The sequence below is a fragment of the Pseudomonas sp. genome (genome assembly GCF_040514055.1).
Classification (GTDB): domain Bacteria; phylum Pseudomonadota; class Gammaproteobacteria; order Pseudomonadales; family Pseudomonadaceae; genus Aquipseudomonas.
The window spans coordinates 32,815-46,329 of sequence record NZ_JBEVDL010000056.1 but is presented as its reverse complement, the minus strand read 5'-3'; the positions used below and the strand labels follow the sequence as shown (position 1 = coordinate 46,329).

At 65.6% G+C, this 13,515-nt stretch carries 17 protein-coding genes and 1 riboswitch; of the genes, 14 read left to right on the top strand and 3 right to left on the bottom strand.

The features are described 5' to 3' along the window. Window positions 1-6: 6 nt before the first annotated feature. Together ABWY06_RS13225 and ABWY06_RS13220 are read right to left on the bottom strand one after the other, a co-directional pair. Window positions 7-663, bottom strand: coding sequence for a class I SAM-dependent methyltransferase (locus ABWY06_RS13225; protein ID WP_353926022.1), 657 nt, complete (start codon window positions 661-663; stop codon window positions 7-9). Next, entirely contained in the window at window positions 660-1,097 is a 438-nt protein-coding gene (locus ABWY06_RS13220) for a YbaY family lipoprotein (RefSeq protein WP_353926021.1), read from the bottom strand. Before ABWY06_RS13220 ends, ABWY06_RS13225 begins: the two co-directional genes overlap by 4 nt. 117 nt (window positions 1,098-1,214) lie before the next feature. Between ABWY06_RS13220 and nrdR the strand changes: the two genes are divergently transcribed. The 14 genes from nrdR (at window position 1,215) to ABWY06_RS13150 (ending at window position 11,486) form a co-directional block, all read left to right on the top strand. Beyond that, window positions 1,215-1,679 carry a transcriptional regulator NrdR gene (nrdR, locus tag ABWY06_RS13215; protein WP_353926068.1) on the top strand — a complete coding sequence of 155 codons (465 nt, stop codon included), beginning with the start codon at window positions 1,215-1,217 and terminating at the stop codon, window positions 1,677-1,679. Window positions 1,680-1,711: 32 nt separating this feature from the next. Continuing rightward, a complete protein-coding gene (ribD, locus tag ABWY06_RS13210) occupies window positions 1,712-2,806 on the top strand; it encodes a bifunctional diaminohydroxyphosphoribosylaminopyrimidine deaminase/5-amino-6-(5-phosphoribosylamino)uracil reductase RibD (protein ID WP_353926067.1) in 1,095 nt (364 codons plus the stop codon). A gap of 56 nt (window positions 2,807-2,862) precedes the next feature. Next, on the top strand, window positions 2,863-3,240 hold the full coding sequence (locus ABWY06_RS13205; RefSeq protein WP_353926020.1) for a hypothetical protein: 378 nt from the start codon (window positions 2,863-2,865) through the stop codon (window positions 3,238-3,240). Window positions 3,241-3,359: 119 nt separating this feature from the next. Then, window positions 3,360-3,695 carry a hypothetical protein gene (locus tag ABWY06_RS13200; protein WP_353926019.1) on the top strand — a complete coding sequence of 112 codons (336 nt, stop codon included), beginning with the start codon at window positions 3,360-3,362 and terminating at the stop codon, window positions 3,693-3,695. A gap of 87 nt (window positions 3,696-3,782) precedes the next feature. Continuing rightward, a riboswitch (FMN riboswitch) is annotated at window positions 3,783-3,953 on the top strand. A gap of 165 nt (window positions 3,954-4,118) precedes the next feature. Then, window positions 4,119-4,784 carry a riboflavin synthase gene (locus ABWY06_RS13195; RefSeq protein ID WP_353926018.1) on the top strand — a complete coding sequence of 222 codons (666 nt, stop codon included), beginning with the start codon at window positions 4,119-4,121 and terminating at the stop codon, window positions 4,782-4,784. A gap of 13 nt (window positions 4,785-4,797) precedes the next feature. After that, window positions 4,798-5,892, top strand: a complete 1,095-nt coding sequence (ribBA, locus tag ABWY06_RS13190) for a bifunctional 3,4-dihydroxy-2-butanone-4-phosphate synthase/GTP cyclohydrolase II (RefSeq protein ID WP_353926017.1) — start codon at window positions 4,798-4,800, stop codon at window positions 5,890-5,892. Between the two features lie 184 nt (window positions 5,893-6,076). After that, the gene (gene ribH / locus ABWY06_RS13185) at window positions 6,077-6,553 is read left to right on the top strand and encodes a 6,7-dimethyl-8-ribityllumazine synthase (RefSeq protein WP_353926016.1); all 477 of its coding nucleotides are present in this window, start codon (window positions 6,077-6,079) and stop codon (window positions 6,551-6,553) included. After that, on the top strand, window positions 6,550-7,047 hold the full coding sequence (gene nusB, locus ABWY06_RS13180; protein ID WP_502948197.1) for a transcription antitermination factor NusB: 498 nt from the start codon (window positions 6,550-6,552) through the stop codon (window positions 7,045-7,047). The genes ribH and nusB overlap by 4 nt, the downstream gene beginning before the upstream one ends. A gap of 5 nt (window positions 7,048-7,052) precedes the next feature. Next, window positions 7,053-8,051, top strand: a complete 999-nt coding sequence (thiL, locus tag ABWY06_RS13175) for a thiamine-phosphate kinase (protein WP_353926015.1) — start codon at window positions 7,053-7,055, stop codon at window positions 8,049-8,051. 74 nt (window positions 8,052-8,125) lie between these two features. Next, on the top strand, window positions 8,126-8,857 hold the full coding sequence (locus ABWY06_RS13170) for a transporter substrate-binding domain-containing protein (protein ID WP_353926014.1): 732 nt from the start codon (window positions 8,126-8,128) through the stop codon (window positions 8,855-8,857). A gap of 15 nt (window positions 8,858-8,872) precedes the next feature. Continuing rightward, complete coding sequence (locus ABWY06_RS13165; RefSeq protein ID WP_353926013.1) at window positions 8,873-9,520, top strand: retropepsin-like aspartic protease family protein; 648 nt, start codon at window positions 8,873-8,875, stop codon at window positions 9,518-9,520. Between the two features lie 123 nt (window positions 9,521-9,643). After that, window positions 9,644-10,264: a GTP cyclohydrolase II gene (gene ribA / locus ABWY06_RS13160; protein ID WP_353926012.1), complete on the top strand. Its 621-nt coding sequence runs from the start codon at window positions 9,644-9,646 to the stop codon at window positions 10,262-10,264. Beyond that, complete coding sequence (locus ABWY06_RS13155) at window positions 10,261-10,680, top strand: MFS transporter (RefSeq protein WP_353926011.1); 420 nt, start codon at window positions 10,261-10,263, stop codon at window positions 10,678-10,680. Before ribA ends, ABWY06_RS13155 begins: the two co-directional genes overlap by 4 nt. Beyond that, complete coding sequence (locus ABWY06_RS13150; RefSeq protein WP_353926010.1) at window positions 10,680-11,486, top strand: helical backbone metal receptor; 807 nt, start codon at window positions 10,680-10,682, stop codon at window positions 11,484-11,486. The genes ABWY06_RS13155 and ABWY06_RS13150 overlap by 1 nt, the downstream gene beginning before the upstream one ends. An 84-nt stretch (window positions 11,487-11,570) precedes the next feature. On the opposite strand, the gene ABWY06_RS13145 is transcribed toward ABWY06_RS13150, so the two are convergent. After that, window positions 11,571-13,469: a TonB-dependent receptor domain-containing protein gene (locus ABWY06_RS13145; protein ID WP_353926009.1), complete on the bottom strand. Its 1,899-nt coding sequence runs from the start codon at window positions 13,467-13,469 to the stop codon at window positions 11,571-11,573. Between the last annotated feature and the right edge of the window lie 46 nt (window positions 13,470-13,515).

Below are 13,515 nucleotides of genomic sequence, written 5' to 3'. Positions count from 1 at the left end.
ACGTTGTCAGCCGCGTTGCGCGTGGTACAGGCTGACATGGCGAAACTCCGCGGGTTCGGCCAGGTCCGGCCAGGTGCAGGCCTCGAACAAGCCCAGGCGCTGGTACAGCGGGTGCTGGAAGTCGCGGACCCGCGAGTCGGCCACCAGTGCCTGCTGGCCACGGCTGAGAAACTGGTCAAGCAGGGGCAGGTTGGCCCGGTCGTAAAGCACGTCGGCCACCAGGATCAGGTCGAAGCGGTCGGCCTCCTGGAAAAAATCGCTGGAGTAACTCAGTTCCACCCCATTCAGCCGGGCGTTGGCCCGACAGGCCTCGAGCGCCAGCGGATCCAGGTCGCAGGCCACCACTTCGGCCGCGCCCGCCTTGGCCGCGGCGATGGCCGCCACGCCGGAACCCGCGCCGAAATCCAGCACCGTCTTGCCATAAACCCATTCCGGCTGTTCGCTCAACCAGCGCGCCAGCACCAGGCCGCTGGCCCAGCAGAAACTCCAGTAGGGCGGTTCGGCGAGGATGCGCCGGGTTTCGTCCGGGTTGAAGGCGCGGTCCATATTGGCTGCACCGACCAGCCAGAGTTTCAGGTCGGTGCCGGGCAGGCTCTGTGCCAGCAGCTGGGCATCGCCGAGCAGCTCACCGAGGGCGGTCTGCAGCGCCGCGGGCTTGTTCACGGCGCAGGCTCCAGGTCCAGCTCGCCCAGCGCCTGGCTGTCGGCGCTGCGGATGGGCAGGGAGGGCAGTCGCAGGATCAACGCGCCGGCCTGGGTGACCCGGCCGCGCAGTTCGACCCGGCCCTGGGGCGGGAAGGCCTCGGGGTTGAAGGTCAGGCGAAAGGGCAGCAGCGCGCCGTTACCCTTGAGGGTCGCGCTGGTCAACAGACGACCGGGATGGTCCTGGCCATCGAGCAACAGCAGGGCCAATTCGACTTCGGCCCCGGCGGGCACGCCCCGCAGGGCGCCGCTCAGTTCGCGCTCCAGCATCGGAGGGGCGGCGTTGGGGATCGCACTTTCCACCTTGGCAGGCGGCGCGGGGGGAGGAGGGGGCGTGCTGGCGCAGGCGGTCAGCAGGCTGATGGCGGCGAGCAGGGCGGCGGAGCGCAGCGACATGGACATTCCCTGGCAATAACAAAGTGTGCGGCGGCCTGTATACCGCAAAGCCTGCAGCTTGTCTTGCCAGTCGGATGCGCTACCATGGACCTCCTTTCCCCGCTGGCCTGGCTTTGTATGCACTGTCCCTTTTGCGGCGCCAATGACACCAAGGTGATCGACTCGCGTCTGGTCGCCGAAGGCGAGCAGGTGCGTCGTCGGCGCGAGTGCCTGGCCTGCGAGGAGCGTTTCACCACCTTCGAGACCGCCGAGCTGGTGATGCCGCGCCTGATCAAACAGGATGGCAGCCGCCAGCCGTTTGACGAAGACAAGCTGCGGGCCGGTATGCAGCGGGCGCTGGAAAAGCGTCCGGTGAGCATCGAGCGCCTGGAAGCGGCCATTGCCCACATCAAGCACAAGCTGCGCGCCACCGGTGAGCGCGAGATCAAGTCGCGGGTACTGGGCGAGCTGGTGATGGTCGAGCTGCAAAAGCTCGACGAGGTCGCCTATATCCGCTTCGCCTCGGTGTACCGGCGCTTCCAGGACCTCAACGAGTTTCGCGAGGAAATCGACCGGCTGTCCCGGGAGCCCTCCAAAGAGTGAGTGGCGACAGTGCGGTGTTCGACGCCCGGTTTATGGCCCGTGCCCTGGAGCTGGCGCGCAAGGGGCTGTATTCCACCCATCCCAATCCACGGGTCGGCTGCGTCATCGTGCGCGATGGGCGGATTGTTGGCGAAGGCTGGCACGCCCGCGCCGGCGAGCCCCACGCGGAAGTGCACGCCCTGCGCCAGGCCGGCGACAAGGCGGCTGGCGCGACGGCCTACGTGACGCTGGAGCCCTGCAGCCACCACGGGCGCACACCGCCCTGCGCCGATGCCCTGATCGCCGCGCGCGTTTCCCGGGTGGTGGTGGCGATGCAGGACCCCAACCCCCAGGTGGCCGGTCGCGGCCTGCTGCGGTTGATGGAGAATGGCATCGCCGTGCACTGCGGGGTGCTGGAGGGCGAGGCGCGTAGCCTGAATGCCGGTTTTATCAAACGCATGGAGCTGGGCCTGCCCTTTGTCCGGGTCAAGCTGGCCATGAGCCTGGACGGGCGCACGGCCATGGCCAGTGGCGAGAGCCAGTGGATCACCGGGCCCGCCGCGCGCGCGGCGGTGCAACGCCTGCGGGCGCGGGCCAGCGTGGTACTGACTGGCGCCGATACTGTGCTGGCCGACGGTGCCCGCCTGACCGTGCGGCCCGACGAGCTGGGCCTGAACGCCGAATTGACCGCCCTGGCCATGACCCGCCCGCCGGTGCGTGTGCTGGTCGATGGCCGCTTGCGGGTGCCCTTGTCCGCACCCTTCTATCAGGCCGGCGCCGCCTTGGTGGCGACCTGCGCCGCCGCCTCGGCCCGTGACCGTTTTCTCGAGGAAGGCCACGAGTTGCTGGCGGTGCCTGGCAGCAAGGGCCATGTCGACCTGCGCAAGCTGCTCGCTGAGCTGGCCGGCCGCGGCTGCAACGAGGTGCTGGTCGAGGCCGGCCCGCGCCTGGCGGGTGCCTTCGCCAGGGCCGGGCTGGTGGACGAGTACCAGTTGTTTATGGCCGCCAAGTTTCTCGGCTCCAGTGCCCGGCCTCTGCTGGACTGGCCATTGGCGCGCATGGCCGAGGCACCGGCGCTGAAGATCGTCGACATGCGCGCGGTCGGTGACGACTGGCGCATCACTGCGGTGCCGGTGCCCAACGCTTAAGGGCGCCGCCCCGCGGGTCGGCGACACCTTGGCTCTTCCCTAGGAGAACGAATCGGATGCAATGCTTCGAACACCGCGCAAATGCGGCGGTTGGCCTGTGCAGGGCCTGTGGTCGTGGTGTTTGCCCGGAATGCGCGATTGCCTTTCCCAAGGGGCTGGCGTGCTGTTCGGCTTGTGAGGCGGATGCCAAGGAGCTCATTGAAATGAATGAGCGTGCCAAAAAGCTGTATGGCATTGGCCAGTACCACAGCAACAAACTGGCAAGCGGCGTTATCGTCTGGCTGCTGCTCTCGGCGGTAATGTGCTCGACCGCGGGGTATGTCTATGTTGCCAAGGGTCGCTTGGACTATGTCACCACGGCCATGGCCGTAGTCTTTTTAATCATCACCTTCATCGTCTATCGAGCGAGCAAGAAAACCGGCATACAGTGCTGAGCGCCAGTCCAGGGCCTCAAGTGGCGCGTTGTATGCCTCGGCACCTCCTGCCGGCGGCCGTTCGCTCCGTCCCCAGGCGTCCTGCCCCGTCCCTTCGCCACGCCCGCGTACTGTTTGCGTTGACCCTGTGGAGTGCGCCGCTGCTCGCCTCCGATGTGCCTGGCGCCGGCGTCGAGCAATTCTTGCGGCTGGTAGCGCTGGTATTTGGAGGGCTTGGCCTGGCGGGGCTGGTCACGGGTGTGGCCAGTGTTTATACCCGCAGCAGCATTTTTTTATTCGTCGTGCCACCTTTGCTCGCCCTGGTGTGGATGTACCTTGCCAGCCATGAATATGCCAGGCACGGCAATCTGGGCTTGGTGCTGCTGGGCATGCTGCCCTATGGGCTGTGTTACGGGCTGGCACGCGTAGTGGTCAAGGTGATTCGCCGGAACATGCAGTCGGGCCGAGGCGGGTAACGTACCGTGCGCGGGCTCCACGCGGGCCCTAACCCATGCAAAACCGCTGCGGATGTGATAAAAACCTCGCCAGCCATGCAGATGGCGAAACGTTCTCAGGGCGGGGTGCAACTCCCCACCGGCGGTAATGGCGCGCAATGCGCCTAGCCCGCGAGCGCTTGTTTGCACCCAGCGGCCATCCGTTGGACCGAACGAGGTCAGCAGACCCGGTGTGATTCCGGGGCCGACGGTCATAGTCCGGATAAAGAGAGAGCGGGATTGCCTGTCCGGGTGCGTGGCAACGCGCGCCCGCACCATCCCTTTCGATCCGTGCGCCCTGTTTTTCATAAACAGGAGTCTTACCATGTCATTGTTTTTTACCTTTCGTCTGAATCCGCCCAGCTGTCCGTGGCGGACCGGGTCGCGCGTTGCGCGGGAGGCCGCATGTTCACCGGCATAATCGAAGCGATAGGCACCATCCGCGCCTTGAGCCCCAAGGGCGGCGATGTGCGGGTCTATGTCGGCACCGGCAAGCTGGACCTGGGCGACGTCAAGCTGGGCGACAGTATCGCCGTCAACGGTGTGTGCCTGACCGCCGTGGCCCTGCCGGGTGACGGGTTCTGGGCCGATGTCAGCCGGGAAACCCTGGCCTGCAGTGCCTTTATCGATCTCAAGGTCGGCAGCCCGGTCAACCTGGAAAAGGCCCTGACCCCCAGCAGTCGCCTGGGTGGCCATCTGGTCAGCGGCCACGTCGACGGCGTCGGCGAGGTGCTGCACCGCCAGGACAATGCCCGTGCTGTGCAGTTTCGCATCCGCGCCCCGCGTGAACTGGCCAAGTACATCGCCCTGAAGGGCTCAATCACGGTGGATGGCACCAGCCTGACGGTCAATGCGGTGGACGGCGCCGAATTCGAGTTGACCATAGTGCCGCACACCCTGGGCGAAACCATCATGGCCGGCTACCAGGCCGGTCGCCAGGTCAATCTCGAAGTGGACCTGTTGGCGCGTTACCTGGAGCGTCTGCTGCTGGGTGACAAGGCCGCCGAACCGCAAAAGGCTTCCGGGCTGAGCGCAAGTTTTTTGGCCGAACACGGCTACCTGAACAATTGAAGGAATCGCCCGCATGGCACTGAACAGCATCGAAGAACTGGTCGAGGACATCCGCCAAGGCAAGATGGTCATCCTGATGGATGACGAGGACCGCGAGAACGAGGGCGACCTGATCATCGCGTCCGAGTGCGTGACCGCCGAACATATCAATTTCATGGCCAAGCATGCCCGCGGCCTGATCTGCATGCCCATGACCCGCGAGCGCTGCGAGTTGCTCAAGCTGCCGCTGATGGCGCCGCGCAACGGTTCGGGTTTTGGCACCAAGTTCACCGTCTCCATCGAGGCGGCCGAAGGGGTCACCACCGGCATCTCCGCCGCTGACCGGGCGCGCACCGTGCAAGCCGCGGCCGCCCGTGGCGCCAAGGCCGACGATATCGTCAGCCCCGGGCATATCTTTCCGCTGATGGCCCAGCCCGGCGGCGTGCTGGCGCGGGCCGGCCACACCGAGGCGGCCTGCGACCTGGCGCGTATGGGCGGCTTCGAGGCCTCCGGGGTGATCTGCGAGATCATGAACGACGACGGCAGCATGTCGCGACGGGCGGAGCTGGAAACCTTCGCCGCCCTGCACGGCCTGAAAATCGGCACCATCGCCGATCTGATCCACTACCGGCTGATCCACGAGCACACGGTCGAGCGCATCGCCGAGCAGCCGCTGGACACCGAACTGGGGCACTTCACACTGGTGACCTACCGGGATTCGGTGGAAAGCGACGTCCATATGGCGCTGACCCTGGGCAAGATCTGCCCGGAGGAGCCGACCCTGGTGCGGGTGCACAACATGGAGCCGCTGCGCGACCTGTTGATGGTCAACCAACCCGGGCGTTGGAGCCTGCGCGCGGCCATGGCCCAGGTGGCCCAGGCCGGCAGCGGCGTGGTGCTGCTGTTGGGCAATCCGCTGACCGGCCCGGACCTGCTGGCCCACCTGGAACGGCAACTGGGCAGCGAGGGCAAGGTCGCCAGCCCCGCCACCTACAGCACCGTCGGCGCCGGTTCGCAGATCCTGCGCGACCTCGGGGTGCGCAAGATGCGCCTGATGAGTTCGCCGATGAAGTTCAATGCGATATCCGGGTTCGACCTGGAGGTTGTAGAATACCTGCCCGCTGAATAACGACCGCCGTGCGATTGCGCGTGGACGTACGGCGTTGGAAACAGGCACGGCGTGCTTACTTACCCCGGTAAACGCCACCGCTTTGCTTGTTTTCGCCTGGTCTGTCCTGCGCGCACGACGTGCTGTCCCGTTGGGCCATCATTTTTTGCCCCCTGGCTCTTTAACGCTATATGAGAATTGTTCCATGACCCTGAAGACCATCGAAGGTACCTTCATCGCCCCCAAAGGCCGCTTCGCCCTGGTGGTCGGCCGTTTCAACAGCTTTGTCGTGGAAAGCCTGGTCAGCGGCGCGGTCGACGCCCTGGTTCGCCACGGTGTGAGCGAAAGCGACATCACCCTGATTCGTGCCCCCGGTGCGTTCGAAATTCCCCTGGTGGCGCAAAAAGTCGCGCAGCGCAGCGAATACGCGGCCATCATTGCCCTGGGCGCCGTGATTCGTGGTGGCACCCCGCATTTTGAATACGTCGCCGGCGAATGCACCAAGGGTCTGGCCCAGGTGTCCATGGAGTTCGGCGTGCCGGTGGCCTTTGGCGTGCTGACTGTCGACTCCATTGAACAGGCCATCGAACGCTCGGGCACCAAGGCCGGCAACAAGGGCGCCGAAGCGGCGCTGTCCGCCCTGGAAATGGTCAGTCTGCTGGCGCAGTTGGAGGCCAAGTGATTAGCGACGAGCACGATACGTTCAACACCCCGCCGGAGCAGGGGCCGAACGCCCCCACCGGACGAATCGCCGCACGCCGTCAGGCGCGTACCCTGGCCATGCAGGCGCTGTATCAATGGCAGCTGGCGGCCCAGCCGATCAATGAAATCGAGGCGCAGTTTCGCGTCGACAACGATTTCAGTACCGTGGATTCCGCCTACTTCCGCGAGATCCTGCACGGCGTTCCGGCCAACAAGAGCGAAATCGACGACGCTTTCGCTGGCTTGCTCGATCGTCCCCTGGACGAATTGGATCCGGTGGAGTTGTCGATCCTGCGCCTGTCGACCTTCGAGCTGCTCAAGCGGGTCGATGTGCCGTACCGCGTGGTGATCAACGAAGGTATCGAGCTGGCCAAGGTGTTCGGCGCCACTGATGGACACAAGTTCGTCAACGGTGTGCTGGACAAGCTGGCGCCCCTGCTGCGTGCGGCTGAAGTTCAAGCCAACAAGCGTTAAGCCCGGTGGGTGAGTTCGAGCTGATTCGCCAGTACTTCGCCGCGGCGCCCTGTGCCCAGGGCGGCGCGGGGGTGGTGCTGGGGATCGGCGACGACTGCGCCCTGCTCGAAGTGGCGGCCGACGAGCACTTGGCCGTTTCCACCGACACCTTGGTGGCGGGTGTGCATTTCCCCGATCCCTGCGATGCCTTTCTGCTCGGCCAGCGCGCCCTGGCCGTGGCGGCCAGCGACCTGGCGGCCATGGGGGCCGCGCCCCTGGGGTTTACCCTGGCGTTGACCCTGCCCCAGGCCGATCCGCTCTGGCTGCAGGCCTTTGCCCACGGCCTGGGTGTCATGGCGCAGGCCTGTCGTCTGGTGCTGGTCGGCGGCGATACCACCCGGGGGCCCCTCAGTTTGACCCTGACGGTGTTTGGCCGGGTGCCGCGTGGCCAGGCGCTGCGCCGCTGCGGCGCGCGCCCCGGAGACGTGCTCTGCGTGGGCGGTGCCCTGGGCGATGCGGCGGCGGCCTTGCCGCTGGTGCTGGGGCAGCGGCCAGTGGCGGCTACACTGGCCGATCCGCTGCTGGCGCGCTACTGGTCGCCGCAGCCGCAACTGGACCTGGGTATCGCCCTGCGTGGACGCGCCACGGCGGCCCTGGATATCTCCGATGGCCTGCTCGGCGATTGCGGCCATATCGCCGCGGCGTCGGCTGTGGCCCTGTATATCGAACAGGAACGAGTGCCGCTGTCGGCCGCCCTGCGCGCGCTGCTGCCGATGCCGGAGGCAAGGCAGTGCGCATTGAGTGGCGGCGACGATTATGTGCTGGCATTCACCCTCCCCGCGGGGCATGTGCCCGCGTTGCAGGCGGCGGGCTGGCCGGTGGCGGTGATCGGCCGGGTCGAGGCCGGGCAGGGCGTTCATCTGCTGGATGCCGAAGGGCGAGTGCTGAATGTGCCGGCCCAGGGCTACCAGCATTTTCCGGCGACTGCGCCGGTCTCGGAGCGGTCGTCTGGCCCACAGGATTGAGCGAGGCCCGCAGCTGCTAGGCTTCAGCCTGACGAGGCACTGCCGTAGCCCCGCGCGGCTGGAGAGGGGATCGAATGCGCATCTCTGGGTGGGTACTGCTGGGGTGGCTGGCTGGGTGTTCTGCGAGTGCGGCCGAGCCGCCCCTGCCGGCTGAAATCCATGTGGTCAGCGAGGCGTGGGAAGGGCACAGCGAGGCCAATGGTCGTGGTCTGGCCTGGGACCTCCTGCGTCAGGTGTTCGAGCCCGTGGGCGTCACCTTGCGCCTGTCCAGCATGCCGTACACGCGTTCCGTCGGGCTGGTCAAACGTGGCGCGGCGGATGCTTGGGTCGGTTCCTACCTCAACGAGGTCAAGGTCGGGGTGGTCTATCCGCGCTGGCATTACGATACCGACCAGATCAGTGCGTTGGGCCTGGCCAGCCAGGCCGCTCCTAGCCTGGCTTCGCTGGGCGAGTATCGGCTGGTCTGGATGCGCGGCTACCAATATCAGCTGTATCTGCCGAACTTGATCCATTACCGGGAAATCGAGCGCAGAAGCGGTATTCTGTCGATGCTGGCCCAGGGACATGCCGACCTCTACCTGGATGCCCGTACCGAGATCGACCAGCTGGCCGGTGACGTGCTGCAAGGGTCGGTGTACCGCGTGACCGATCTGCTGCGGTTGCCGTTGTACTTCGGTTTTTCCGCTTCGGCCACGGGTCGCTCGTTGGCCCAGTTATACGATCGGCGCATGGACATCCTGATCAAAAACGGTAGCCTGCGGCCCATCTTCACCCGCTGGCAGCAGCCTTATCCCTTCGACAAGTGATCGAGTAATTATCTGATGCGTCGTTTAAATCTATATTGTCTGGGGCTTTTGCTGATCGGTGCCGTTCACGCGCAAGCGGCCTCTTCCGTTCAGGTGGTCGGTTTGTTCCCGGGGGCGGCGGTACTCAACGTCGATGGCCAGCGCAAGCTGGTAAAAGTCGGCCAGACCGGGCCTGGCGGTGTGCAAGTGCTCAGCGTGGACAAGCAGGGTGCGCTGCTGAGGGTCGACGGCGCGGAGCGCAACTATCCCATGAGCCGTGAATACAGCGACGGATTCGCCACGCCGGAAAAACTCCAGCTGAGTATCGCCAAAGGTGTTGGCGGTCACTACTGGGTGGCCGGTTCGGTCAATGGCAGCTCCGTTCAATTCCTGGTGGACACCGGGGCGACCGCCATTGCCATGAATGAGAGCCAGGCCGCGCGCTTGAATATCGACTATCGGGTCAGTGGCGTGCCCACCTCCGTGAGCACCGCCAGTGGCACGGCCAGGGCTTGGCAGATCAGGCTCGACCGGGTGAAGGTGGGGGCTATCCAGGTGCTGGGGGTCGATGCTGTTGTGCTGGAAGGCGAGTCGCCGACCGAGGCGTTGCTGGGCATGAGTTTTCTCAACCGTGTCGGTTGGCGCCAGGACCAAGGCATGTTGATTATCGAGTCCAAGCTCTAGCCGTAGCATTCCCCCTGAGCGGGCTCGTTTCGATCTTTATCATCGGTTATTCAGCCTGACCTGCCGGGCGGCGCTGCTGGTACAATGCTGGCCTGATAAATTTCCCCTATTCAGGAGCACCCGGTGCCCGTCGTCTTTGTCGCCGCCTCCCAACTGCCCACTCCCTTCGCGGTGTTTACCATGCACGGCTTTCGTGAGGAGGCTACGGGGCGTGAGCATGTCGCCCTGACCCTGGGCGATTTCAGCGATGGCGCGCCTGTGCTGGGCCGCCTGCATTCCGAGTGCCTGACCGGTGATGCGCTGTTCAGCTTGCGCTGCGATTGTGGCTTCCAGCTGGAGGCCGCCTTGCGGGCGATCGCCCTTGAGGGCCGTGGCGTGCTGCTGTACTTGCGGCAGGAAGGCCGCGGCATTGGCTTGCTCAATAAGATCCGTGCCTATGAACTGCAGGATGGCGGCGCCGATACGGTGGAGGCCAATGAGCGTCTGGGTTTTGGCGCCGATCAGCGCGAGTACGATATCTGCCTGCCGATGCTCGATCACCTGGGTATCAGTTCGCTGAACCTGATGACCAATAATCCGCGCAAGGTCAAGGCGCTGGTCGAGATGGGCATTCCCGTGGCTCGGCGCATGCCGCTGCAAATCCAGCACAATCCTCATAACCAGCACTACCTGGCGACCAAGGCCGGCAAGCTCGGTCACCTGCTGGGCAACCAGCACCAGGGCGAGGTCGAGGAGCCGGTGTGACCCGCCTGGCGCTGCGCCGCCGCCTGGCGCTGGCCTGGTGGGCGCAGCTGGGCCTGACGTTGGCGCCGCTTTTTTTAATCAACCTTTTGCTGGGGACTGCGCCGCCGTTGCTGCCCGTGCTGGCGATGCCGCTGTTTATCGCTGCGCTGACCTCGATGTTTGTCAGCCTGCCGTTGTTTCGCCGATTCAAGCAGGCGTTGATCGCCACCGAAAAGGCGCTGGACAGCGCAGACGAACCGGCCGCCTGGATGCAGCTTGCGCGTGTTCGGCGCCAGGCGTTTCTCGCTGCTGGCTTGCCGGCCTGGATCGCGGCGGGAGCGGTACTGGTGGGTTTGAATGCCATTGCCCAGGTGCTGCTGGCGCTGTCCAGCCTGGTGTTGCTGACTCTCTACCGCATTCCACGTCAGCTCGGCTGATGCGCTGCCTGCTGCTGGTTGGGCTGCTGTGGATAAGCGGGTTGGCCGCGGCAGGCGAGCCGGCGCGCCGGGTGGTCAGTCTGGCGCCCTCGCTCAGCGAGATTATGCTGGAGCTGGGGGCCGCGGCCTTACTGGTCGGGGTCCTGGACGGCGGCGAGCGTCCGGCGGCCTTGGCGCACCTGCCCTCGGTGGGGCGGTATGCTCAGCTCGAGCTGGAGCGCCTGCTGGCCCTGCGCCCGGACCTGGTATTGCTCTGGCCCGACAGCATCAGCGCCGGCCAACAGCAACAGCTGCGTCAGCTGGGGCTCACCCTGCAGGTCGTCGAGCCACGGGATCTCGCGCAGCTGGCCGGGGTATTCACCGAGATCGGCGAACGGGTCGGTCGGGGCGAGGCGGGGCGTCGTCTCAGCCGCGATTTCGTGCAGGGCATGGCGGCGCTGCGCCGCGACTACCATCGTGAGCCACCGCTGCGGGTCTTTTACCAGGTCTGGGATGTACCGCTCTATACCTTGGGCGGAGCGCAGATCGTCAGCGACGCGCTGCGGGTGTGCGGCGCGCGCAATGTCTTCGATGAATTGGCCCAACCCGCGCCGCAGGTCAGCCTGGAGGCGGTGCTGCACGCCGACCCGGCGGTGATCCTGGTCAGCGCCCCGGGCCTGCTGGCCGGCTGGCAAGCCTGGCCAACGTTGCAGGCGGTGCGCCGCAAGCAAGTCTGGGTGGTCCCGGACACCGGCCTGGAGCGTCCCAGCTTTCAAATGCTGGCGGCCACCGAAAAGCTCTGCCAACTGCTGGCCCAGGCGCGTTAGCGCCGTTCTATGGCGGACTGTTCGCTGCGCTCCTGAGTCCGTCCTACGTTTGCCGTGCCGATAATGCCTGCGTCGAGCCTGGGGTTACAGCGCCGGCGTCCAGGTCAGGCCCAGCATCAGGCTGCGCGGGGTTTCCTCGTAGCCGAAATAGGCGTAATTGTCCGGGGTCGAGCTGTACAGGGCGCGGCTGTAGTCCTTGTCCAACGCATTGGTCAGGGTCAGGTCCAGGGCCAGCGTCGGGCTGGCCTGCCAGCTGCCGCGCAGGTCCAGCAGGCCATAGCCGCCCAGGGTGCGGCGATTGCCGGCGTCGTCGAAGCTGGCACTGACCAGTTGCCAGCTGGCGCCGGCACCCCAGGCGCCGAATTGGCGGTCCAGGTCCAAGTTCAGGGTGCGCTTGGCCCGACGGGCCAGGGTGTGGCCGCTGTCGCGATCCCGCGGATTGATCAGGCTCAGTCCCAGGTTGGCTTGCCAGCCGAACAGCTGCTGCTCGAGGCTGGCTTCGAAGCCATCGATACGCGCGCTGCTGACGTTCTGGTTGGTATTGGCATTGGCGTCGTAGACGATCAGGTCGCGAATCTCGGTGCGGTAGAGCGAGGCCTCGAAGCGTGTGAGTTCGCCAAGACGGCTGCGCCATTGCAACTCGTAGCTGTCCGATTGCTCGGGTGCCAGGTCGGGGTTACTGCTGTCGCCGAAAACCGGGCTGGCCGGGTAGTAGAGCTGATTGAAGGTCGGCGCGCGAAACCCCTCGGCATAGGACAGCACCAGGCTGTTGTCCGGGTTCAGCGGCAGGGTCAGGGCCGCATTCCAGGTGTTGCTGCTGCCGTACTGCTGATTGCGGTCGTGGCGCAGGCCAATCTCGCTGCTGAACTGCTCGCCGCGGTAGTGGTGCTGAATAAAGGCCGCCTGGTTCCAGCGTTCGGTCTGGTCGTAGGCCGTGCTGCTGCGCAGATTGTCCTCCAGGTAATCGGCGCCCAGCAACAGTTCGTGCCGCTCGTCGAGCTGCACGCGGTTGAGCCAGGCCAGCGAATCGCGGTAGCTGTTGAACGTCTCGCGGCCGGCGAACAGCTTGTCGTAGCTGTCCACCTTGTCCTCGGCATGGCCCAGTTCCAGGCGGCTGTTCCAGCGCTCGTTGAACTGGGCATCGAGGTAGCCGGCGACGCTGCTCTGGACGAAATCGCTGGAGGGGATTTGTGGAAAGCTGTTGAAGGCCTCGTCGTCGCGACCAAAGGGGTTGTCGAACTCACTTTTACCCTTTTGTTCGAGGGCACTGAGTCCCACCTCCAGGCGCTCGTCGAAGCGATGGCTGGCACTGAGGCTCAGGGCGCGATTGCGGTAAGCATCATGGTCCTGGTCGGAGGCGAAGGAACGGTCGGTGCGGTCGATGCCCTGGGTGTCCTCGAGGCTGCCAGCCAGGCTGAAACGGCTCCGCTCATCGCCGCCGGACAGCCCCAGGCTGCGCTCCCAGGTACCCTGGCTACCGCCGGCCAGACGCAGGCGCGGCTGCAAGCCCTCGCCACTGCTGCGGCGGGTGAATATCTGCACCACCCCGCCAATGGCGTCCGCGCCATAGAGCGCCGAGCGCGAGCCGCGCAGCACTTCGACCCGTTCGATCTGCTCGATGCTGAGGGCCTGCAGGCTGGCGTAGCCAGCGGATACCGAGCCGATGCGCTGGCCGTCGATCAGCACCAGGGTCTGGCCATTGTTGGTGCCGCGCAGGAACAGCCCGGTGTTGCTGCCGCGTCCGCCGTTCTGCACCACCTGCACACCGGGCACCCGTTCGAGCAACTCCGCCACGCTGCTCGGGCGCAGCCGCTCGATGTCGGCGCGGGTGAACAGGCTGACCGCCGCTGTGCTCTCGTCGCGTGGTTGGGCACCGCGATTGGCGGTGATCAGGGTGTCGGTCAGGGTCAGCGGCTCGGCATTGCCGGCATGGGCTGCGGCCGGCAGCAGTACGGCGGCCAGGGTCAGGGTGGACAGTTTCATCGGGTTTCCTCAAAAGATCGGACTGCTTTCGAGAAGGGCAAGGACA